Here is a 20,291-nt window from a genome sequence, read left to right as displayed (position 1 = left end):
GGGGTGTCTTGTCGGCACTGACGCTGTCAGGCGTGGTGCGAGGACGGCCGGTCGTGAGACGCGGAACCCGGATCTTGTCCATGACGGGCTCGAATTGGGTGCAGTCGGCGCATTGTCCCGGCGCAATGGCCAGGGCCAACGCCCGGCAGCGGCCCTCCGCGCTCAGGTGGATCTTGGTGGTGCGACCGCCTCGGGACCGCCCGAGGGCCTCGCCGGCCGCCCGGGCGGCGGGCGAGCCGGGGCTCGGCCCGTGGGTGATGCTCGGCAAGACCTTCAAGGGGCCGACCGACCGGACGCTCGCCCGGCAGAGCGCCGAGTTGCTCGCCCGGGAGACCGGGCGGGACGCCCGGACGGTGCCGGTCCGGCCGGAACCGGTCGTCGAGGTCGCCTTCGACGGCCTCCGGCGCAGCCCCCGCCACCCCGCCGGGCCGGCCCTGCGGTTCGCCCGGGTGGTGCGCTACCGGCGGGACAGGAGCGCCGCCGAGGCCGACACGGTGGCCTCCGTACGGGAGTTGGCCACCGTCGGAGGCCTGTGAGGCCGTCCGCGCGGACGGGTCCGCCGACCCGCCCGGCGAAGTACCGCGGGTTGAACGCATTGTGCCGCCATGGGGGTTCACCCACAGGGGCCGAATCAGCCGTTCTCGGTCCGGCCACCGTACCCGTCCGTAAACGGACCGGCGACGGCTAGTTTGACCGTGACAACGAGAGGCGGCCGCCGGGCAGCCGGCGCCGCCCTGGCGAAAGGTGCCCGACATGCAGGTGAGCGTCGACCGGGACCGTTGCTGCAGCTCCGGCTTGTGCGTGACGAACGCCCCCGCGGTCTTCGACCAGGACGACCGGGACAGTCTTGTGATGCTCCGTCAGACCGTCCTGCTGCCCGAGCAGTTCGACGACGTCAGACTCGCCTCCGAGCTCTGCCCGGGCCGGGCGATCACCGTCACCGGGGACGAGCCCGCGCTGACCGGGGCCTGACGGACCCCCGCCGCCGGCCCCGCAGGCCGCCGGGAACCTTCCCGGGCCCGAACCCCACGAGAACACCCGCGACGTGAGGAGACCCCCGCCTTGACCACCGCACCCACCACCCCCGTCCTCCCAGTGCCGGCCCGGCACTCCGGCGGCTGCCCGTTCGGCCCGCCGCCCGCGTACACCGAGGCTGCCGCCACCGGGCCGGTGACCAGGGCCAAGCTGCCCGACGGCGACCTCTGCTGGCTGGTCACCGGCCTCGCCGAGGTCCGCACCGTGCTGTCCGACCGCCGGTTCAGTGCCGACATACGCCACCCCGCCTTCCCGCTGCTGGTCGCCGGCGCTCGCGAGCTGATCACCGACAATCCGGACTTCCTGCGGCTCGACGACCCCGAGCACGCCCGCCAGCGCCGCATGCTCACCGGGGAATTCCTGGTCAAGCGGGTGGAGGTGCTGCGCCCGGAGATCCAGCGGATCGTGGACGAGGCACTGGACCGGATGACCGCGGGCCGGACCACGGCCGACCTGGTCACCGACTTCGCGCTGCCGGTGCCCTCGCTGGTGATCTGCCTGCTGCTCGGCGTGCCGTACGAGGACCACGACCGCTTCCAGAGCCTGAGCCGCACGATGCTCAACCGGGAGAGCACCGTGGAGCAGCTCCGGGAGGCCCAGGAGGAGGTCCTGGACTACCTGCGCGACCTGACGGCCCGCAAGCGCGCAGAGCCGGAGGACGACGTCCTCAGCCGACTCGCCACGCGGGACGACCTGACCCCGGACGACGCGGCCGCCATGGGCGTGCTGCTGCTGATCGCCGGGCACGAGACGACCGCGAACATGATCGCGCTGTCGACCGCGCTGCTGCTGGAGCACCCCGAGCAGATCCCCGGCCTGGCCGACCCGGCCACCCTGCCGGGCGCGGTGGAGGAGCTGTTGCGGCTGCTGACCATCGTGCACACCGGCCTGCCCCGGGTGGCGCTGGAGGACGTCGAGCTGGGCGGCGTCACCGTCCGGGCCGGGGAGGGCGTGATGGCGATGCTCTCCACCGCCAACCGGGACGAGGCGGCGTTCGGCGGCGCCGGCCATCGGGCGACGGACGAGCTGGACCTGTACCGGGACGCCCGGCGGCACCTGGCGTTCGGCTTCGGCGTGCACCAGTGCCTGGGCCAGCCGCTGGCCCGCGCCGAACTCCAGATCGCCCTGGAGACGCTGTTCCGCCGGCTGCCGGGGCTGCGGCCGGCCGGCGAGCGCGAGTTCCGTACCGAGTCGTTCATCTACGGGATGCGGTCACTGCCCGTGACCTGGTGAGCGGGGCCCATTGGAGAACTCTCACCGGAGTACCGGGCGGAGCTGTCCGGGCGATCATGTGCGGAGCCGGATGACGAGGGCGGCTGCGGTGACGGCGTGCGCGCGAGGGGCGGGGTCCGACCGATCGGACCCCTCCCCTCGTTGAAGTTCCGCGCGGAACCGTTCAGTCGAGGGCCTCCCGCTGTCCCCGGGCCCTGCTCCAGGCGCTCTCGCGCAGCAGTCGCAGGCCGTTGAGGCCGACGATGACGGTCGAGCCCTCGTGGCCGAGCACGCCCAGCGGCAGCGGGAGGGTGGCGACCAGGTCCCAGACGACCAGGACGGTGATGAACACCGAGGCGATCACCAGGTTCTGCACCACGAAGGAGCGGGCCCGCCGGGAGAGCGCCACCACGGCCGGGACGGTGGCGAGTTCGTCGCGGACGATCACCGCGTCGGCGGTCTCCAGGGCGAGGTCGGAGCCGGCCCGGCCCATCGCGAGGCCGGCGTGGGCGGCGGCCAGCGCGGGCGCGTCGTTGACGCCGTCGCCGACCACCAGCACCTTGCCTCCGGCCGCCTCCCGCTCCCGGACGGCGGCGACCTTGTCCTGCGGCAGCAGTCCGGCCCGGACGTCGGTGATGCCGACCTCGGCGGCCAAGTGGGCGGCGGCGCGCGGGTTGTCGCCGGTGAGCAGCATCGGCGCGGTGCCGGTCAGCGCCCGCAGCGACGCGACGGTGGCGGCGGCATCCGGGCGCAGCCGGTCGGCGAGGCCGAGCACGCCGACCGGTTCGCCGTCCGCCTCGACCAGGACGGCGGTGCGCCCGCCCTCCTCCAACTCCGCTGCCAGCGCGGCGGCTTCGGCGGAGGCCGCGTCGGTGCGCCCCAGGATCAGCCGGGCCGGCGCGCCGACCGCGAGGACCCGGCCGTCGACGGTGGCGGTGACGCCGACGCCGGGGGTGGAGGTGAAGTCCTCGGCGGCGGCCGGGGTCAGGCCGCGGGCGCGGGCGGCGTCGACGACGGCGCGGGCCAGCGGGTGCTCGCTGGGGTGCTCGGCCGCGGCCGCCAGCGCCAGCAGCCGTTCCTCGGAGAGGCCGGAGCCGGTGAGCGGCCGGAGGTCGGTGAGGCGCGGGGTGCCCTCGGTGAGGGTGCCGGTCTTGTCCAGTGCGACGGCGTCGACCTGGCCCAGACGCTCCATCACGACGGCGGACTTGACCAGGACGCCGTGCCGTCCGGCGTTGGCGATGGCGGAGAGCAGGGGCGGCATGGTGGCCAGCACCACCGCGCACGGGGAGGCGACGATCATGAAGGTCATCGCCCGGAGCAGCGAGCCGGTGAAGGCCGCACCGAAGGCCAGCGGGACCGCGAAGACCGCGAGCGTGGCGGCCACCATGCCGAGCGAGTAGCGCTGCTCGACCTTCTCGATGAACAGCTGGGTGGGCGCCTTGGTCCCGGAGGCCTCCTCGACCAGCTGGACGATCCGGGCGATCACGGTGTCCGAGGCGTCCCGCTCGACCCGCAGCCGCAGCGCCCCGGTGCCGTTGAGGGTCCCGGCGAACACCTCGTCGCCGGTCTCCTTGAGGACGGGCAGCGGCTCGCCGGTGATGGTGGCCTGGTCGACCTCGCTCGCGCCGTCGAGCACCCGCCCGTCGGCGCCGATCCGTTCACCGGGCCGCACCAGCACGGTGTCGCCGACGGCGAGCTCCTCCGTGGGCACGGTCTCCTCGCGGCCGTCGGGCAGCAGCCGGGTGGCGGTGGCCGGGGCGAGGTCGAGCAGTCCGCGCACCGAGTCGGCGGTACGGGCGGTGGCCAGCGCCTCCAGGGCGCCGGAGGTGGCGAAGATGACGATCAGCAGCGCGCCGTCCATGACCTGCCCGACGGCGGCGGCGCCGAACGCGGCCACGATCATCAGCAGGTCGACGTCGAGGGTCTTCTCCCGCAGTGCCTGGAGCCCGGCCCAGGCAGGCTCCCAGCCGCCGGTGGCGTACGCGAGCGCGTACAGCGGGCCCCAGGCCCAGGCGGGGGCGCCGGTCAGCTGGAGCGGCAGGGCGATCAGGAAGAGCACGGTCGCGGCGGCGGCCCAGCGGGCCTCGGGCAGCGACAGCACCCGGGTGCGCCGTGCGGGCACGGTGTCCGGGCGTGGCGCGGCCGGGGGCGCGGAACGCCCGGTCAGGGTGGTGGTGGACATGGCGGGGGGACCCTTCGGGCAGGCCTGGGCAGGGCGGGGCCGTTGACTCGTTCACGATACATGAACATATGAAGGCTCGTTCATCTATGAGTTGTAGGATGGCCCGCATGGGTCATGGAGCCACCCCCGCCACCGCCGTCCCGCACACGCGCCTGGACGCGACCAGCGCTGCCCGGGTGGCCACCACCCTGCAAGCCCTCGCCACACCCTCCCGGCTGCTGATCCTCTCCCGGCTGCGCGAGGGCCCCTGCGCGGCCACCGAACTCGCCGCCGAGGTCGGCCTGGAGCAGTCCGCCTGCTCCCACCAGCTGCGCCTGCTGCGCAACCTCGGCCTGGTCATCGGCCGCCGCAACGGCCGGCAGGTCGTCTACGCGCTCTACGACAACCACGTCGCCGCACTGCTCGACCAGGCCGTCTACCACATCGAGCACCTGCGGCTGGGCCTCAGCGACGCCGTCGACCCGCAGGACGCGGACGACGAGCACGAGCCGGTCGGCGGCGCCGCGCGCTGACGCGCCACGGCGCCCGATCGGACCTCAGGCACGGTGTCCTCGGGGCCTCGCACGAGTGTCCCGTCGGACCTCAGGCGCGCGTTCCGCCGCCGGGCCCGGACCCGGCCGACCGGCCGGAGACCACGGGGCCGAGCCGGGCCTGACGGGCCAGCAGGTCGGCGAACGCCACGGTGAGCGGATCGGGGCGGGTGCGGGTGTAGGCGGTGAGGGTGCGCAGGATCGGGGGGTCCGGGCGCAGCAGGGCGCCCTCGAAGTGGGCCGGGACGATGTTGGCGGGCACCAGGGCGGGGCCGAGCCCGGCCGCGGCCAGCAGCGGGGCGGCCGAGGTCTGTTCGGCGCGGATCGCCGCCCGGGGGTGGAAGCCCGCCCGGGCGCAGACCTGGTCGAGCAGGTCGGCGAGGCCGTTGTCGGGGGCGTAGTGGACCCAGTCGCGGTCGGCGAGTTCGGCGAGGGCGACGGTGCCGGCCGGACGGTCGGCCAGCGGGTCGTCGGCGGGCAGGACGACGGTGAACTCCTCGACGCCGAGCTCCCGGATCGGCCCCTCCCAGCCGCTCGGCGCCGGGCCGATGGCGAGGTCGGCGCGGCCCGCCGCCATGGCCTCCCGGAGCGCGTCGGTGTGCGGGTACTCGCGCAGCCGGATCCGCACACCGGGGTGGCGGCGGCGCCACTCCCGCAGCACGGGCGGCAGGATGCCGAGGCTGACGGAGTAGACGACGGCGACCTCCAGTTCGCCCTCCTCCAGGCCGGCCGAACGGCGGGCCGCCGCCTGCAGCCGTTCGGCCTCGGCGAGCGCGGCGCGGGCGTGCGGCAGGACCGCCCGGCCCATCGGGGTGAGCCGCACCGAGCGCGGCAGGCGCTCCAGCAGCGGGCCGCCGAGGGCGCCCTCCAGGGCACGGATCTGGTGGGACAGCGCGGGCTGGGTGACGTGCAGCTGTTCGGCCGCACGGGTGAACGATCCGGTGTCGACCACGGTGGCCAGGTATTCGAGCTGTCTGAGCGTCGGCGTTGCCATGAACAGATTTTATCGCCGGGGTAGAAAACAAGCCTTGGACTCATCAGCGCTGGTCGGGAGAGGGTCGAGGTGCGGCCGCCGCGGGAAGCAGCGGGCGGCCGGTTCCCCGATCGTCCGAAGGAGTTCCACCATGTCCGACACCACCTCCCTCCGGGGTCAGCGGCTCGTCGTGGTCGGTGCGGGTTCACGCACCGGGCAGGCCGTCGCCAAGTCCGCCTCGGCGGCCGGCGCCGCCCTGGTGCTGGCCGGCCCTGACCCTCGCAAGCTCGAGTGGACGGCCGGCGAGCTGTCCGGACCGTCCGAGGTGATCGCCCTGGACATCGCCGACGAGGCGTCGATCGCCGCCTTCGCCGCCCGGGCCGGCCGCTTCGACCACCTGGTCTCGACCGCCGCGATGCCCGCCAACGGCCCGCTGCGGGAGCTCGAAGCGGCCGACGTGCAGCGGGCGTTCGCGGCGAAGGTGATCGGCCCGCTGCTGCTGGCCAAGCACCTGGTCGGGCAGGTCTCCGAGCGCGGCTCGTTCACCTTCTTCTCCGGTGTGGCCGCGTGGCGCCCGGCGCCCGCGCGCACGGTGATGGCCACCACCAACGGCGCGCTGGCCTTCCTGGTGCAGGCGCTGGCGGTGGAGATCGCGCCGGTCCGGGTCAACGCCGTCTCCCCCGGCATCGTCGACACCGGCTCCTGGGACGGCCTGGGTGCCGACAAGGACGCGTTCCTGCGCGGGGTCGCCGAGCGCAACCCGGCCCGGCGCGTCGGCACCCCGGAGGACCTGGTCAAGGCCGTTCGCTACGCCATCGACAACCCGTACGTCACCGGCACGGTGCTGCACGTCGACGGCGGCGGCCGGCTCGCCTGACCGCCTGACCCGCCGGTCCGCCGGTCCGCCTCCGGCGGCATGGTTCCCCCGCCCCGGCCGGCCGGAGCTTCCGACCGGCCGACCACCCCCGCACGCCCCGATCCGCCGGCGTGCCCCCGAACCGAGGAGCTGTTCCCATGCGCTCGCGCACCCTGATCCGTACCGCCGCCGTCCTCGCGGCGGCGGCCGGCCTGGCGGGCGGCACCGCCGCGGCCGCCCCCGTCCACGACAGCGGCCACCACGACTCCGCACGCGACTGGCCGCAGCGCCTGATCGACCGTTCGCCCGGCCTCGTCCAGCCGAAGGCGCTCACCGCGGACCGCTCGATCGGCGCCCGGCGCGCCGCCCAGGAGGTCCACCTGGCACAGCAGCTGTACACGTTCTGGAACACCGGGCAGCAGCGGTACCTGGACGCGGCGATCAGCCCGCGGTTCCGGGACAACACGCTGCCGCCGGGCCGCCCGCAGGGCCCCGCCGGACCGACCTTCGCCTCGAAGAACTTCCGCGCCGCGGTGCCGGACCTGACCTGCGAGCTGTCCGACGTCCTGATCAGCGGCGACAGGATCACCGCCCGACTGGTCTTCCGCGGCCACTTCACCGGTACCTTCGACGGCGTGCGGGGGCAGGGCCAGAACATCGAGTTCAACGCCATCGACATCCAGCACGTCGGGGCCGACCGGATCACCGAGGACTGGCACATCGAGGACAACGCGACCCTGCTGGCCCAGCTGGGCATCCGGGCCTGAGGCCGTGCCGGGCGCACGCGGGCCTGCGGGTGGTCACCGGGCGAAGGCCGTCACCACGTCGGTGAACTCGACCTGCGGCTCGTCCGCCAGGAGTTCCGGGAAGCGCGCCAGCAGGTCGGTCACGTAGGAGGAGGCGAAGTGGGCCTCGCGCGCCGGGCGGTCGGCGTACCGCTCCGTGACCACGAACCGGCCGCCCTCCTGGCGGCCCACCGCGTAGGCGAGCGCCCCCGGCTCCTCCCGGGTGCGCTCCGCGACCTCGCGCAGGGCTGCCGCGAGGGCCTCCTCCCGTCCGGTCCTGGCCTGCAGGATCGCCACCACCATGGTCATCGCACGTCCGCTCTCCGTCGGTTCCTTCGGTCAGGGCCCAGCCTGGCGGGGAGCGGGCAGCCGCTCATAGTAGAAATGCGACAGGCCCTGACCCAGCAGGGCCGTCGGGGGCCGACCGGTGAAATGCCGGAACTCCCGGACGACATGCGCCTGGTCGTAGTAGCCCGCCTCCAACGCCCTTGGCAGGTAACGGCGTTCGCCGGACAGCAGCAGCGCACGGGTGAGCCGCTGGAACCGGGCCACCCGCTGGAACGCCTTCGGACCCGCGCCCACCGCCGCCGGAAACGCCCGCTGCAACCGGCGGACGGTGACCCCGAGGTGCTCGGCCAGCGCGTCCACCCGCACCTCGCCGGGACGCCGGTGGACGAGCCGCACCGCGGCGTCCAGCCACGGGTCGGCCCGGTGGTGGGCGGCGAGCAGCTCGGCGAGCGCCCGGTCGAGGACCGCCGCCTGCTCCGCCGGCCCGGACGCCAGGCACACCTGCTCGGCCGTCCGCCGGGCCCACGGCCCCCAGACCTCGGCGGCACTCACCACCCGGTCGGCCACCTCGTCGACCCCCGGCGCCAGGAAGTGCCGCAGGGCGCCGGCCCGGAACCGCACCGCCACGAAGCCGCCCGCCTCCCGCGAGACCGGCTCCCAGCGGGCCCCGCGGAGGCAGACCAGGTGCGCGGCGGGCAGCGGCACCGGCCCGGCCCCGTCGTCCAGGTGGACCCCGCCGGCCCAGTGGATCCACAGCTCGGCACCCGTTCCGGGCAGCAGCCGGGGCAGGTCGCCGGGGCCTGCCCGGTACCACCAGTAGCGGTCGATCCAGGGCCTCAGCGCCGGGCCCGGCACCGCGTGTTCGACTCGCACCCGTCCTCCCCCGTTCCGGTGACGGCCGCGCCCGGTCACGGGCGCTCGGCGGCCACCGACGGTACCCGCCCGGCCGTCGGCCGTCACCCGGGTGGCGGGCCGTGGTGGCGGCGCCGTCCGGCGGCCAGCACCGTGGTCGGGGGGCGACGATCCGCAGGACGGTCAGCCAGGGACGGTGCAGATGAACGCGAACGACTCCGCTCCCCGCGTCGTGGTCGGCGTCGACGGCTCGCCGTCGTCGTACGCCGCGCTGCGCTGGGCGGCCCGGCACGCCACGCTGATCGGCGGCGTGGTGGACGCGGTCGGCGCCTGGGAACCCCCCAGCCACTTCGGCTGGTCGGCGCCCGTGGTCGACAGCACCTTCGACCGGGAGCTGGCCGAGCGGCGGTTCGCCGAGGAACTGCACACCGTGCTCGGCGACGACTCCCCGGTGAACGTCCGCCAGACGATGGTCATGGGCGACCCCGCCGAGATCCTCCTGGACGCGGCCCGGGGTGCCGAGCTGCTGGTGGTCGGCAGCCACGGCCGCGGCGGCTTCACCCGCACCCTGCTCGGCTCGGTGAGCATCCACTGCGCGCAGCACGCCGCCTGCCCCGTGGTCATCGTCCGGGCCCCATGACGAGAGGAACACCGGACACCATGCCGTACATCACCGTCGGCCAGGAGAACTCCACCCCCATCGACCTCTACTACGAGGACCACGGCTCCGGGCAGCCCGTCGTCCTCATCCACGGGTTCCCGCTCGACGGGCACTCCTGGGAGCGGCAGAGCGCCGCCCTGCTGGACGCGGGCCACCGGGTGATCACCTACGACCGCCGCGGCTTCGGACAGTCCTCCCAGCCCACCACCGGCTACGACTACGACACCTTCGCCGCCGACCTCCACACCGTGCTGGAGACCCTCGACCTGCGGGACGCCGTGCTGGTCGGCTTCTCGATGGGCACCGGGGAGGTCGCCCGCTACGTGTCCCGGTACGGCTCCGGCCGCATCGCCAAGGCCGCCTTTCTGGGCTCCCTGGAGCCCTGCCTGCTGAAGACCGACGACAACCCGGAGGGGGCCGGTCCGAAGGACTTCTTCGACGGCATCGTCGCCGCCGTCAAGGCCGACCGGTACGCCTACTACACCGCCTTCTACCGGGACTTCTACAACCTCGACGAGAACCTCGGGAGCCGGATCAGCGAGGAGGCCGTCCGCAACAGCTGGAACGTCGCGGCGAGCGGCGGCTTCTTCGCCGCCGCGGCGGCGCCGTCCACCTGGTACACGGACTTCCGGGCCGACATCCCGCGCATCGACGTGCCCGCCCTGATCCTGCACGGCACCGCCGACCGCATCCTGCCGATCGACAGCACCGGGCGCCCCTTCCACCGGGCGCTGCCCTCCGCCGAGTACGTGGAGGTCGAGGGCGCGCCGCACGGCCTGCTCTGGACCCATGCCGAGGAGGTCAACGCGGCGCTGCTCGCCTTCCTGGCGACGTAGTGGCACCGCACGCACCGCCACCGCGCGCACCGCGGGTGCGACCGTCCGACCGGCAGCGTCCGCCGGGGCATCGGGAGCGGGCCGTGGAGGCCGACAGAGCCGGTCGTCGTGCGCGCGGCCCTCCTGTCACGCATCCGCTGCCCGGCTGCGGCAGCGCCGTGGTGGCGGCCGGTGACGCCGTCGGGATCCGCGCCCCGCCCTTCCGCGCCCCGTCCTTGTCCGCCGTACGCCCTGGCCCTGTCCCCGTCACCCCGTCCGGTCCGCCCCCGAGGAGCACGCCGATGACCGACCTCACCCGCCCGCACCTGCTCGCGGCCATCGAACTCGCCGCCTCCGCCCGCGCGCACGGCAACCACCCCTTCGGCGCGCTGCTGACCGACGAGTCCGGAGGCGTCCTGCTCACGGCCGAGAACACCGTGCTGACCGACCACGACGTCACGGCGCACGCGGAGACCAACCTGGTCCGCCAGGCCTGCCGCACCCTGGCCCCGCACCAGCTCTCCGCGACCGTCCTGTACAGCAGCACCGAGCCGTGCGCGATGTGCGCCGGTGCGATCCACTGGAGCGGCATCCGGAAGGTCGTCTACGCGCTCGCCGCCACCGAGCTGAACGCCATCGCGGGAGTGGACCCGGACGAGCCGGTGCTCGACCTGCCCTGCCGCCAGGTCTTCGCGGCCGGCGGCGGCACCGTGGAGGTCTCCGGCCCGCACCTCTTCGAGGAGGCCACCGCCGTGCACACGGGGTACTGGGGCTGACCGGATCGCCACCCTCCCCGGACGGCTTCTCCGCCGTCGAGCACGCGGCGGCCGCCGCGGAGCGGGAAACTGGACCCCGGGCGCGCACCGACCCCGCAGGCCGAGCGGCAGGAGACGGCGATGAGCAGCACGCAACCCCTACCGGCGGAGACCTGGGCCTGGGCGGTGGAGCGCCCCGGGCCGGTCGGCGGGCCGGGGCCGGGGCCACTGGTCCGGGAGCGGCGGCCGCTGGACGCGCCCGGCCCCCAGGAGATCCTGGTCGAGGTGGAGGCCTGCGGGGTGTGCCGCACCGACCTGCACCTCGCGGAGGGGGACCTCTCCCCCAGGCTGGCCCGGTGCACGCCCGGGCACGAGGTGGTCGGGCGCGTGCTGGCGGCGGGGGCCGGGGTCGAGGGTTTCGCCGTCGGGGACCGGGCCGGGGTGGCCTGGCTGGCCCGGACCTGCGGCAGCTGCGGGTACTGCCGCAGCGGGCGGGAGAACCTCTGCCCCGCGTCGCGCTACACCGGCTGGGACCGGCACGGCGGCTACGCCGGGCACCTCACCGCGGACGCCCGCTTCGCCTACCGGCTGCCCGAGGGCCCGCCCGCCGAGGAGCTGGCCCCGCTGCTGTGCGCCGGGATCATCGGCTACCGGGCCCTGGAACGGGCCGAACTCCCGGCGGGCGGGCTGCTCGGCATCTACGGCTTCGGCGCGTCCGCGCACCTGACCGCCCAACTCGCCCTCGCCCGGGGCGCCCGGGTGGCCGTGTTCACCCGGGCCGCGGCGGCCCGCCGGCTGGCACTGGACCTCGGCGCCGACTTCGCCGGCGACTCCTACGACCCGCCCCCGCAGCCGCTGGACGCCGCCATCCTGTTCGCCCCGGTCGGCGAGCTCGTGCCCGTCGCCCTCACCGCGCTGGACCGCGGCGGCACGCTCGCCGTGGCCGGCATCCACCTCACCGACATCCCGGCGCTGGACTACCGGCGGCACCTCTTCCAGGAGCGCACCCTGCGCAGCGTCACCGCCAATACCCGGGCAGACGGACGCGCCTACCTCGCCGAGGCCGCCCGCACCCGCCCGGTCGTCCACGACACCCGCTACCCCCTGCGCCGTGCGGACGCGGCACTCGCGGACCTCGCCGCGGACCGGGTGACGGGTGTCGCGGTGCTCGTCGCGGAGTAGCGCACGGTGGTCGGCGTCCCGCACGCGATCCGGCCGCCCGACGCGCTCGGGCGTCGGGCGGCCGGGGGGAACGGCGGGGTCAAGGGGTTCAGCAGGTTCAGACGGTTCAGACGGTTCAGAAAGTGAGGTTCCAGGCGTCGATCGTGCCGGTGTCGCCGGAGGCGCCGTCCTTCACCCGGAGCTTCCAGGTGCCGTTCGCCGCACTCGCGGCGGCGTTGACGGTGTAGGTCTTGGCGACGTTGTCGGTGCTGTCGCTGTTCGGGAAGTCCTCCAGGAGGTAGACCGTGCCGTCCGGCGCGACCAGGGAGAGGACGAGGTCGCCGCGGTAGGTGTGCTTGATGTCCACGCCGACCTTGAGCGCCGCCGGGGCGTTGCCGCTGACGCCGGTGACGGTGATCGGGCTCTCCACCGTGGTGTTGTCGGGGATCGCCACGTCGGCGGTGTTCTCGAAGTACGTGCCGGTGGGCGGGGTGGCGCCACCGACCGCCTTCAGCGCGTCGACCTGGCCCTCGCCGAAGAAGCCGTTGACGGCGGTGGTGCCGGTGCAGCGGCTGTCGGAGGCGGGGCAGGCCAGGTCGTTGGCCTGGCTCGCCAGCCGGGCCCGGATGTCCGCCGGGGTGAGCGACGGGTTGGTGCTCGCGATCAGCGCGGCCACTCCGGTGACGTGCGGGGAGGCCATCGAGGTGCCGCTCTTGGTGCCGTACTTGCCGCCGGGCAGGGTCGAGTAGACGCCGGTGGCGCCGTCGCCGCCGGGCGCCGCGACGTCGATGACGCCCCGGCCGAAGTTGGAGTAGGAGGCCTTGCCGCTGCCGCTGCCCGTGGCAGCGACGGTCACCACGCCGGGGAGTTCGGTGGGGATGTCGACGCAGGCGTTGGTGATGGTCCGGGTGACCTTGGTGGAGTCGTTCGGGCTCTCGCTGTCGGTGGTCTTGTTGGCCAGGTCGTAGTTGGAGTTGCCGGCCGCCGCGACCTGCAGCGAGCCCTTGCCCTCGGCGTACTCCTGGGCGCGCTTGACGCCCTCGATGATGGCCGCCTGGTCGAGGTCGTTCGGGCAGTTGAACTGCCAGGGGTCGGTGTAGTAGCTGTTGTTGGTGACCTTGAAGCCGTGGTCGCCGGCCCAGACGAAGCCGCAGACGGTGTTCTCCGCGTAGAAGAGGGTGCTGGTCGGCTCGGCGATCCGGACCGAGGCGATCTTCACGCCCGGTGCGACGCCGATGACGCCCTTGCCGTTCTTCGCGGCCGCGATGGTGCCGGCGACGTGGGTGCCGTGGGTGTCCACGTCGCGCCAGGCGCCGGTGCGGGTGTCGGGCTTGCCGTAGGCGCAGGAGGCCGAGTCCGCGGCGTCGAAGTTCGGTGCGAGGTCCTGGTGCTGGTCGTCCACGCCGGTGTCGAGCACGCCGACCTTGACGGACGGGGAGCCGGTGGTGACGTTCCAGGCCTGGTCGGCCTTGATCTGGGTCATGTCCCAGCGGTTGGACTCGGTGAGCGTGGTGGCCGCCTGGGCGGGGTTGGCGGGCAGGGCCGGGTTGTAGGCGTCGGCCGGCACGTCGGAGGTGCGGGTCGCGCCGACCTGCTGGATGCCGGTGACGGTCCGCAGCGCGGCGGCGAAGCCGGTGCTGGTGGAGTGGGCGACGATGACGCCGATCGCGTCGTAACTCGCGAAGACCGTACCGCCCTTGGCGGCGACGGCGGTCTTGGCGGCGGCGATGTCGGCGGGGGCGCTGATCACCAGGTAGGCGCGGGTGCCGGCGGCCCAGCCGGCCGCGGCGCCCGCGGCGGCGGGGGCCTGGGCGACGGGAGCCTGGGCGGCGGGCGCGGAGACGGTGCCGGGGACGGTGGGGGTGGTGGCCGTGGTGGCGGCGGTCGCGAACGCGGTGGGGGTGGCGAGCGCCATGGCCGAGAGCACGGCGAGGGCTGCGGCCGGGCGGCCGAGCCGCCGGGATATCAGGGGTGACACGTGTCCTCCTGTTCGGCCCGTGCGTGAGGGGGATCGCACGGGAATTGAAGGAAACATGCCAGATTGGGCAGGACTTGGGGAAGACTTTACGCCCGACGACTTCTCGCGGAGACGTTACGTTTTGATGTCGCGGGGTCCGCGGCGCCCCGGACGGTGTGCGCACGGCCGGCCGCGGGGCCCGCGGCCGCGCCTCCGTCGCGGTGGGTCCGGCGGGGCCGATGAACGGCCTGGCGGCATCGGTCAGTTCACGGAGCGATGCCGCATCGTGGCGCCGAACTCGGGACGGACCGACCGGCCCGCCCGCGAGGGAAGAGGATCGCGCAGCCTGGCCACATACCGCCGGTACGCCCGCGCCTCGGCCGAGACGCCCTCGACGGCGGCCAGGCGGTCGGGGAACAGCACTCCCCCCGCGTGCAGTTGGGCATTCGTCCCGAACTGGTTCCCGTGCAGACGGCCGGTGACCAACCGGCCCCGGCTCCGGGAAATCAACCTCGACCCGCCGGCCACCACCGGACCGCGGTTGACCTGGAACCAGACCTCGCGCCGATTGCCGAACAGCACGACACTCTCGCGGAGATCACGCACGTCGGTGTACACGTCGAAGTCCCAGTCACCCGGGGCTCCGCCCGAGCCGTAGCACCCACGAAGGTGGTGCATGAACCGGGGCAGGCCGACAGGGGCACCGAACGGAATCACCGCGTCGGCACAGGGCTCACCGGCGATGAAATAGACCCTGAACTCCAAGCCGTACAGCCGTCCCCGGACCTTCTTCCTGATCCAGAGCGAGAACAGGTCCGCGTCGCCATGGCTGGAGCGGTTCTCGGTACGGACATGCCGACTCAGGTACTCGAACGACAGCGTCTCCCGATCGACCAACAGGCCGGGGATCCGTTCGACCGAGCCGTGCAGCAGATAGAGGCACATCAGGTCCACCGGATGCGTGTCGTGTGCCAGCCGCGTAAGGAATCCATCGGAAAAACTGTCCCGCAAAAGTGTCTCCAGCCGTCCCACCCGCCCTGTGCCCGCATCCTGGGCACGGGTAAATCTACGGCCTTCGGGACGGTTTTCGGTGCCCCATCGAACCGGGGCGGAGACGACCGTGCTCACGTCGTCGGTCGCTCGGTCGGCCGAGGCTCAGGGATCCGTCGGGGGCGGCCTTCGACCTGAGGTGGACTTCGACGGGCGGGAAGATGGGCCCCGGGGCGGACATGCTCCGGACCTCAGACGGACGCCTCGCTTCCCGGCGATCTGGCACAGTGTCAACTGTCTTTGTTGTGACGGATGTTGACGGCATCCGTCGGTCGATTTCGGGAGGACGGCATGGCGGACGGGGCGGCGGATCCGAGACTCGGGAGGATCGGTTCGAAGGGTCGGCGGTGGCGGGCCACGGCCGGGCGGTCGGCGGTCGTCGTACTCGCCGGCGCGGGCCTGCTGGCGGCCTTGGCTCCGGCCGCCGGTGCGACGGACGCCCCGGCGGCGCCCTACCGGGTGGAGGCGGACGGGGCGCGGAAAGCGGACGGGGCGGCCCTGGACGCGGTGGTCCGGGCCATGGTGCGGGAGGGCGGCGCAGCGGCGACGCTGGCCCGTGTCCGGGAGAACGGCTCCACGGTCTGGAAGGGTGCGGCCGGCGTGGCCGACCTGGCCACCGGTGCCCCCGCCGATCCGGACGGCCGGTTCCGGATCGGCAGCGTCACCAAGACCTTCGTCGCGACGGTGGTCCTCCAGCTCGTCGCGGAACACCGCCTCGGCCTCGACGACTCCGTCGAGAGCCGCCTGCCGGGCGTGGTGCCGAACGGCGCCGGCATCACCGTGCGTCAACTGCTCAACCACACCAGCGGCATCCACGACTTCACCGAGGACCCGGCGTTCGACGTCGGCAACGAGGCGACGCTGCGGCAGTGGCTGGCGGGTGGGCGCTGGACGTCCTACCGACCGCAGCAGCTCGTGGACATCGCCAACAAGTACCCGCCGTACTTCGCCCCCGGACAGGGCTGGCACTACTCCAACACCAACTACGTGCTCGTCGGCATGATCATCGAGCGCCTCACAGGTCGCAGTTGGGCGCAGGAGGTGGACCGCCGCATCATCCGGCCGCTGGGCCTGACGAGCACCTCGATGCCCATCGACTCGCCCTTCATTCCCGGCTCGCACGCGCACGGCTACTACAAGCTCGCCACCGGCCCCGCCGACGTGACGCTGCTCAACCCGTCGATGGCGTCCTCGGCCGGGGCGGGCATCTCCACCACCGCGGATCTCACCCGCTTCATCTCCGCCCTGCTCGGCGGGCAACTGCTCGGCCCGGCCGAACTCGCCGAGATGAAGCGCACCAGCGGCCCGGGCGAGGCCGTCGGCTACGGCCTCGGACTCCAGCGGATGACCACGCCCTGCGGCGAGTTCTGGGGACACAGCGGCGGCATCCCCGGCTACAACACCCTGCTGGTCGGCGAGGTCACCGGAAAGCGGCAGTTCGCCACCTCGATCAACCGGTACGACCTGTCCGACCACGCCGCGATGCAGCGGACCTCCAACGACCTGTACTCCACGGGCACCTGCGGCGGCCGCCCGCCGGCCTCCTCGCCGCCGGTCCTCCCGCCCGCCTCCGCGACACCGCGGTCCGCCGGACCGCTCACCTGATCCGGGCCCCGGATCCGCGCGGGAGGACCGGCGGAGAGCTGCCGGGCGACCGCGGCGGCGCAGGAGCCCTCGATCGTGGAGTCCGGGCCGACGCCGGTCAGGTGCGGGCGGCGCCCTTGCGCAGGCCGTAGGCGGCGGCTCCGGCGGCGATCACCGCGGCCCCGGACAGGACCGAGGCGAGCGGCAGGGCGAACGCGAGGACCACGCAGCCTGCGGCGCCGACGACGGGGACGATCCGGGCGGGGCGGCCCTCGGCGGGGGTGAGGGTCCAGGCGGAGGCGTTGGCGACGGCGTAGTAGGCCAGGACGCCGAAGGAGGAGAAGCCGATCGCGCCGCGCACGTCCCCGGTGGCGGCCAGTATCGCGACCACCGCGCCGACCGCGAGCTCGGCGCGGTGCGGGACCTGGAAGCGCGGGTGGACGGCGGCCAGGGCGTGGGGCAGGTGCCGGTCGCGGGCCATCGCCAGGATGGTGCGCGAGACCCCGAGGATCAGTGCGAGCAGGGACCCGAGCGCCGCGACGGCCGCCCCCGCGCGCACCACCGGGGCGAGTCCCGGGACGCCGGCGGCGCGCACGGCCTCTGCCAGCGGTGCGGTGGCGTGGGCGAGCCGCTCCGGCCCCAGCACTACGAGGACGGCCACCCCGGCGGCCGCGTAGACGATCAGGGTGATGCCCAGCGCGAGCGGGATCGCGCGGGGGATGGTGCGCTCGGGGTCGCGGACCTCCTCTCCGAGGGTGGCGATGCGCGCGTAGCCCGCGAAGGCGAAGAACAGCAGCCCAGCTGCCTGGAGCACCCCGCCGGGGGTGGCGTCCGCGCCGATGGCCAGGCGCGCGGTGTCGGTGGCGTCGCCGGTGAGGCAGGCGGTGACCACGGCGGCGAGGACCGCCAGGACGACGGTGACGATGCCCCTGGTCAGCCACGCGGACTTCTGCACGCCGACGTAGTTCACGGCCGTCAGCGCCACCACGGCGGCGACCGCCACGGCGTGGGCCTGGGCGGGCCACACGTAGGAGCCCACGGTGAGGGCCATCGCCGCGCAGGAGGCGGTCTTGCCGACCACGAAGCCCCAGCCCGCGAGGTAGCCCCAGAAGGGCCCGAGGCGCTCGCGGCCGTAGACGTAGGTGCCGCCGGACTGCGGGTAGCGGGCGGCCAGCCGGGCGGAGGAGGTGGCGTTGCAGTACGCCACCACCGCGGCTGCGGCGAGCGCGGGCAGCAGGGCGGAGCCGGCGGCGGCCGCGGCGGGGGCGAGGGCGGCGAAGATCCCCGCGCCGATCATCGAGCCGAGCCCGATCACCACGGCGTCGAACACGCCCAGATGGCGCTTCAGCTCCCCGCCCCGGGCGGATGCCGACGTCCCCATGCCCACTCCTCAGCCTCCCGGCCCGCCACTGTGTCGGCCTCCGGTCCCGGCGCAGGATAGAGGAGCGAGGTGTCCCGCGAACGTGGGCCGGGCGCGTTCTCCGGCCGCGGTCGGGCCTACGACCCCCTGCGCGCGCTCACCCGGACCGGTCCCCGGACACACCCCGCCGTCCGGGTTTGCCGGTCCGCTGCCCGGCTAGCCGCTCTGGTATGGAAAACACACCACTGCACACCCGCCGGTGGTCCCGCCGACTGCGCCGAGCCATGGACGCACCGGAGCGCTGGGACCTCCTCGACGCCCCGGCCCGCCCTCTCGCCAAGGCGGTCGAGGCCCTCCCGCTCGGGCCGTACCGAGACGCGCTGCACGGCGTGTGGCTCGGCCACCCGCTCCACCCCGCGATGATCCAACTGCCGATCGGCTGCTGGACCTCCGCCGCCCTGCTGGACTACCTCCCGGGCGAACACCGGTCCGCCGACGCCCTGGTGGCGGCCGGACTGCTGACCGCCGGGCCCACCGCCCTCACCGGCTGGGTGGACTGGGCCCGGCTCGACCCGCCGCGCCGCCGCACTGGCCTGGTGCACGCACTCGGCAACACCACCGGCGTGCTGCTGTACGCCGGCTCGCTCCTCGCGCGCTGCCGGGGGCACCGGACCCGCGGCCGGCTGCTCGGCCTGGCCGGGGCGACCGCCGTCTCGGCCGCGGCCGCGCTCGGCGGGCACCTGTCCTACCGGCAGGCCGCCGGGCCGAACCGGGCCGCCGCCGTACCCCGCCTGGCACCGGCCGACTGGGTCGCCCTCGGCCCCGTCGAGGACTTCCCGGACGGGACGCCCGTACGGGCGACGGCCGGCGAACTGACCGTGGTCGTGGTCCGCGAGGGCGAGCACTGCCACGCGCTGGCCGAGCACTGCGCCCACCTGTCCGGGCCGCTGTCCGAGGGCACCCTCGTGGAGGGCTGCCTGCGCTGCCCGTGGCACGGCAGCACGTTCCGGCTCCGGGACGGCGAAGTCGTGCACGGCCCGGCCACCGCACCCCAGCCGGTGCTGGAGACCCGGGTGCTCTCCGGGCACCTGGAGATCCGGCTCCCCGCGGCCGACTGATCATCCTTCCGGACCGTGGGCCCGCTCCGGCCCGCCGCGGCGGACGGCTTCGGCGCGCACACCCCCGTCCCGGCCTGGCTGCGGCCGTGGACGAGGACCGTGTCGATCGGGCGGAGCCCGGCCGGCCATTCGACCCGGAGGCGGGCCTGTTCCCCGGTGCCGAACACGGCCAGGGTGGCGGCGTCGGGCCGGGCCCTGGCGTGGGTCGCCAAGGCACCCGCGGCGGCGGTGCGCCAGGCGGTGAGCAGGCCGCGGTCGTCGAGGATCGCCCGGATCCGGCCGGTTCGGGCGCTGACGACGCAGACCGATGAAGAAGGCGTCGAAGAGCGGCAGGTTGCGGGCGATGAGGGCGCGGTTGCGGCCCAGGATCGTGGCGCGGGCCTTGAGCGCGACGCGGGCCTGGTCGTCGGCCAGGGCGAGCCGCCGTTCGACGTACGTCACCCCGTGTCGATGCGGCGCCCGGTGACGGCGGCCGGGCGGATGCGCACCCAGAGCGGGCGGGCGCCGCCGGCCCAGGGGGTGGTGCCGGGGAGTGCCGCGAGGTGCTGTTCCTCGTCCGAGGTGTCGACCAGATGAGCCTGGCCGAGGATCAGGACACTCCAGCCCGCGCTCCGGTGCTCGTCGATCCGGTCCACCTCGAACGAGACGGGCGAGCCGTCGGCCGGGGCGGCGGCTCCCCTGGGGGCCGTGCGGTAGGCGATCGTCCGGTCGTCCACCGCGAAGTTGACCGGGAGCACGACGGGCGCCGAGGAGCCGGGCAGACCGACCCGGCCGACGCCGCGGGTGCCGAGCAGTTCCCAGCACTGCGGTTCGGTGAGACGCAGGAGCTGACCGCGGCGGCCGGTGTCGGTCTGCCCCGGCGGGGCGTCCGGACGGTTCCCCGACAGCAGCTCCGGCCAGGCCATCCCCAGCACGGCAGCGATCCGGACGAACCCGGGCGGATCGAACTCCGGCCCCGAGTAGAGGAGTTGTCGCAAGTAGGCAGGGGACATCGAGGCCCGGTGGGCCAGCATGCCTTCGCTCAGACCGAGCTGATCGCTCCGTCGGAGGATCCGGCGGGCGATGTCGCCGCAGTCGGGATGCGCGGTCATGGTGTCGGCTCCTCCGTCCATAGCGC

General features: G+C 74.4%; 20 protein-coding genes and 2 pseudogenes. 12 read left to right on the top strand and 10 right to left on the bottom strand.

Annotation, left to right across the window (positions count from 1 at the left end; translation table 11 throughout):
• Window positions 1-7: 7 nt before the first annotated feature.
• Window positions 8-205: pseudogene (locus ACFVUY_RS22305) on the bottom strand (IS5/IS1182 family transposase); the annotation flags it as partial.
• Between ACFVUY_RS22305 and ACFVUY_RS22300 the strand changes: the two are divergent.
• From ACFVUY_RS22300 to ACFVUY_RS22290, 3 genes are all read left to right on the top strand, one after another.
• Complete coding sequence (locus ACFVUY_RS22300) at window positions 126-536, top strand: hypothetical protein (protein ID WP_387732376.1); 411 nt, start codon at window positions 126-128, stop codon at window positions 534-536. The pseudogene ACFVUY_RS22305 and the gene ACFVUY_RS22300 overlap by 80 nt on opposite strands.
• Before the next feature lie 217 nt (window positions 537-753).
• Complete coding sequence (locus tag ACFVUY_RS22295) at window positions 754-972, top strand: ferredoxin (RefSeq protein WP_387732374.1); 219 nt, start codon at window positions 754-756, stop codon at window positions 970-972.
• A gap of 90 nt (window positions 973-1,062) precedes the next feature.
• Window positions 1,063-2,268 (top strand): cytochrome P450, encoded by a 1,206-nt coding sequence (locus ACFVUY_RS22290; protein WP_387732372.1) that lies wholly within the window; start codon window positions 1,063-1,065, stop codon window positions 2,266-2,268.
• Between the two features lie 163 nt (window positions 2,269-2,431).
• Here the strand turns inward: ACFVUY_RS22290 and ACFVUY_RS22285 are convergent, their stop codons facing one another.
• Window positions 2,432-4,429 carry a heavy metal translocating P-type ATPase gene (locus ACFVUY_RS22285; protein WP_387732370.1) on the bottom strand — a complete coding sequence of 666 codons (1,998 nt, stop codon included), beginning with the start codon at window positions 4,427-4,429 and terminating at the stop codon, window positions 2,432-2,434.
• Between the two features lie 107 nt (window positions 4,430-4,536).
• Here ACFVUY_RS22285 and ACFVUY_RS22280 point away from each other — a divergent pair, with 107 nt between their 5' ends.
• Window positions 4,537-4,941 carry an ArsR/SmtB family transcription factor gene (locus ACFVUY_RS22280; RefSeq protein WP_380352967.1) on the top strand — a complete coding sequence of 135 codons (405 nt, stop codon included), beginning with the start codon at window positions 4,537-4,539 and terminating at the stop codon, window positions 4,939-4,941.
• 70 nt (window positions 4,942-5,011) lie between these two features.
• Here ACFVUY_RS22280 and ACFVUY_RS22275 read toward each other — a convergent pair whose 3' ends face one another.
• Window positions 5,012-5,953, bottom strand: coding sequence for a LysR substrate-binding domain-containing protein (locus ACFVUY_RS22275; RefSeq protein WP_387732368.1), 942 nt, complete (start codon window positions 5,951-5,953; stop codon window positions 5,012-5,014).
• A gap of 130 nt (window positions 5,954-6,083) precedes the next feature.
• Here ACFVUY_RS22275 and ACFVUY_RS22270 point away from each other — a divergent pair, with 130 nt between their 5' ends.
• Both ACFVUY_RS22270 and ACFVUY_RS22265 read left to right on the top strand, forming a co-directional pair.
• On the top strand, window positions 6,084-6,809 hold the full coding sequence (locus tag ACFVUY_RS22270) for an SDR family oxidoreductase (RefSeq protein WP_387732366.1): 726 nt from the start codon (window positions 6,084-6,086) through the stop codon (window positions 6,807-6,809).
• 137 nt (window positions 6,810-6,946) lie between these two features.
• Window positions 6,947-7,555 carry an ester cyclase gene (locus ACFVUY_RS22265; RefSeq protein WP_387732364.1) on the top strand — a complete coding sequence of 203 codons (609 nt, stop codon included), beginning with the start codon at window positions 6,947-6,949 and terminating at the stop codon, window positions 7,553-7,555.
• Between the two features lie 33 nt (window positions 7,556-7,588).
• Here ACFVUY_RS22265 and ACFVUY_RS22260 read toward each other — a convergent pair whose 3' ends face one another.
• Entirely contained in the window at window positions 7,589-7,882 is a 294-nt protein-coding gene (locus tag ACFVUY_RS22260) for a putative quinol monooxygenase (protein WP_387732361.1), read from the bottom strand.
• 30 nt (window positions 7,883-7,912) lie between these two features.
• On the bottom strand, window positions 7,913-8,734 hold the full coding sequence (locus ACFVUY_RS22255; RefSeq protein ID WP_387732359.1) for a helix-turn-helix domain-containing protein: 822 nt from the start codon (window positions 8,732-8,734) through the stop codon (window positions 7,913-7,915).
• A gap of 181 nt (window positions 8,735-8,915) precedes the next feature.
• Between ACFVUY_RS22255 and ACFVUY_RS22250 the strand changes: the two genes are divergently transcribed.
• The 4 genes from ACFVUY_RS22250 to ACFVUY_RS22235 all read left to right on the top strand — a co-directional run bounded on the left by ACFVUY_RS22250 (window position 8,916) and on the right by ACFVUY_RS22235 (window position 12,126).
• Window positions 8,916-9,353 carry a universal stress protein gene (locus ACFVUY_RS22250; protein WP_387690129.1) on the top strand — a complete coding sequence of 146 codons (438 nt, stop codon included), beginning with the start codon at window positions 8,916-8,918 and terminating at the stop codon, window positions 9,351-9,353.
• 20 nt (window positions 9,354-9,373) lie between these two features.
• Entirely contained in the window at window positions 9,374-10,210 is an 837-nt protein-coding gene (locus ACFVUY_RS22245; RefSeq protein ID WP_387732357.1) for an alpha/beta fold hydrolase, read from the top strand.
• 281 nt (window positions 10,211-10,491) lie between these two features.
• Window positions 10,492-10,965, top strand: a complete 474-nt coding sequence (locus ACFVUY_RS22240; RefSeq protein WP_387690125.1) for a nucleoside deaminase — start codon at window positions 10,492-10,494, stop codon at window positions 10,963-10,965.
• A 120-nt stretch (window positions 10,966-11,085) separates the two neighbouring features.
• Window positions 11,086-12,126, top strand: a complete 1,041-nt coding sequence (locus tag ACFVUY_RS22235; RefSeq protein WP_387732355.1) for a zinc-binding alcohol dehydrogenase family protein — start codon at window positions 11,086-11,088, stop codon at window positions 12,124-12,126.
• Between the two features lie 115 nt (window positions 12,127-12,241).
• On the opposite strand, the gene ACFVUY_RS22230 is transcribed toward ACFVUY_RS22235, so the two are convergent.
• Window positions 12,242-14,032 carry a S8 family serine peptidase gene (locus ACFVUY_RS22230; protein WP_387732578.1) on the bottom strand — a complete coding sequence of 597 codons (1,791 nt, stop codon included), beginning with the start codon at window positions 14,030-14,032 and terminating at the stop codon, window positions 12,242-12,244.
• 291 nt (window positions 14,033-14,323) lie between these two features.
• Window positions 14,324-15,190 (bottom strand): hypothetical protein, encoded by an 867-nt coding sequence (locus ACFVUY_RS22225; RefSeq protein WP_387732353.1) that lies wholly within the window; start codon window positions 15,188-15,190, stop codon window positions 14,324-14,326.
• A gap of 213 nt (window positions 15,191-15,403) precedes the next feature.
• Here ACFVUY_RS22225 and ACFVUY_RS22220 point away from each other — a divergent pair, with 213 nt between their 5' ends.
• On the top strand, window positions 15,404-16,717 hold the full coding sequence (locus ACFVUY_RS22220) for a serine hydrolase domain-containing protein (RefSeq protein ID WP_387732351.1): 1,314 nt from the start codon (window positions 15,404-15,406) through the stop codon (window positions 16,715-16,717).
• A gap of 97 nt (window positions 16,718-16,814) precedes the next feature.
• Here ACFVUY_RS22220 and ACFVUY_RS22215 read toward each other — a convergent pair whose 3' ends face one another.
• Entirely contained in the window at window positions 16,815-18,077 is a 1,263-nt protein-coding gene (locus ACFVUY_RS22215; protein ID WP_387732348.1) for an APC family permease, read from the bottom strand.
• A 209-nt stretch (window positions 18,078-18,286) separates the two neighbouring features.
• Between ACFVUY_RS22215 and ACFVUY_RS22210 the strand changes: the two genes are divergently transcribed.
• Window positions 18,287-19,174 (top strand): Rieske 2Fe-2S domain-containing protein, encoded by an 888-nt coding sequence (locus tag ACFVUY_RS22210; protein ID WP_387732345.1) that lies wholly within the window; start codon window positions 18,287-18,289, stop codon window positions 19,172-19,174.
• 62 nt (window positions 19,175-19,236) lie between these two features.
• On the opposite strand, the pseudogene ACFVUY_RS22205 reads toward ACFVUY_RS22210, so the two are convergent.
• A pseudogene (locus tag ACFVUY_RS22205) lies at window positions 19,237-19,473 on the bottom strand (ornithine cyclodeaminase family protein); the annotation flags it as partial.
• 138 nt (window positions 19,474-19,611) lie between these two features.
• On the bottom strand, window positions 19,612-20,265 hold the full coding sequence (locus ACFVUY_RS22200) for a pyridoxamine 5'-phosphate oxidase family protein (protein WP_387732342.1): 654 nt from the start codon (window positions 20,263-20,265) through the stop codon (window positions 19,612-19,614).
• Window positions 20,266-20,291: the final 26 nt, after the last annotated feature.

It is taken from the genome of Kitasatospora sp. NPDC058063 (assembly GCF_042885395.1).
Classification (GTDB): domain Bacteria; phylum Actinomycetota; class Actinomycetes; order Streptomycetales; family Streptomycetaceae; genus Kitasatospora; species Kitasatospora lactacystinica.
The sequence above is the reverse complement of the archived record's forward strand: the minus strand, read 5'-3'. Positions and strand labels throughout refer to the sequence as shown.

Coding starts and splice junctions, on each gene's coding strand:
- ACFVUY_RS22260 (WP_387732361.1), bottom strand. CDS start 7,882: ATGACCATGGTGGTGGCGATCCTGCAGGCCAGGACCGGACGGGAGGAG.
- ACFVUY_RS22295 (WP_387732374.1), top strand. CDS start 754: ATGCAGGTGAGCGTCGACCGGGACCGTTGCTGCAGCTCCGGCTTGTGC.
- ACFVUY_RS22300 (WP_387732376.1), top strand. CDS start 126: ATGGCCAGGGCCAACGCCCGGCAGCGGCCCTCCGCGCTCAGGTGGATC.
- ACFVUY_RS22235 (WP_387732355.1), top strand. CDS start 11,086: ATGAGCAGCACGCAACCCCTACCGGCGGAGACCTGGGCCTGGGCGGTG.
- ACFVUY_RS22270 (WP_387732366.1), top strand. CDS start 6,084: ATGTCCGACACCACCTCCCTCCGGGGTCAGCGGCTCGTCGTGGTCGGT.
- ACFVUY_RS22240 (WP_387690125.1), top strand. CDS start 10,492: ATGACCGACCTCACCCGCCCGCACCTGCTCGCGGCCATCGAACTCGCC.
- ACFVUY_RS22250 (WP_387690129.1), top strand. CDS start 8,916: ATGAACGCGAACGACTCCGCTCCCCGCGTCGTGGTCGGCGTCGACGGC.
- ACFVUY_RS22220 (WP_387732351.1), top strand. CDS start 15,404: ATGGCGGACGGGGCGGCGGATCCGAGACTCGGGAGGATCGGTTCGAAG.
- ACFVUY_RS22280 (WP_380352967.1), top strand. CDS start 4,537: ATGGGTCATGGAGCCACCCCCGCCACCGCCGTCCCGCACACGCGCCTG.
- ACFVUY_RS22215 (WP_387732348.1), bottom strand. CDS start 18,077: ATGGGGACGTCGGCATCCGCCCGGGGCGGGGAGCTGAAGCGCCATCTG.
- ACFVUY_RS22265 (WP_387732364.1), top strand. CDS start 6,947: ATGCGCTCGCGCACCCTGATCCGTACCGCCGCCGTCCTCGCGGCGGCG.
- ACFVUY_RS22200 (WP_387732342.1), bottom strand. CDS start 20,265: ATGACCGCGCATCCCGACTGCGGCGACATCGCCCGCCGGATCCTCCGA.
- ACFVUY_RS22275 (WP_387732368.1), bottom strand. CDS start 5,953: ATGGCAACGCCGACGCTCAGACAGCTCGAATACCTGGCCACCGTGGTC.
- ACFVUY_RS22210 (WP_387732345.1), top strand. CDS start 18,287: ATGGAAAACACACCACTGCACACCCGCCGGTGGTCCCGCCGACTGCGC.
- ACFVUY_RS22285 (WP_387732370.1), bottom strand. CDS start 4,429: ATGTCCACCACCACCCTGACCGGGCGTTCCGCGCCCCCGGCCGCGCCA.
- ACFVUY_RS22245 (WP_387732357.1), top strand. CDS start 9,374: ATGCCGTACATCACCGTCGGCCAGGAGAACTCCACCCCCATCGACCTC.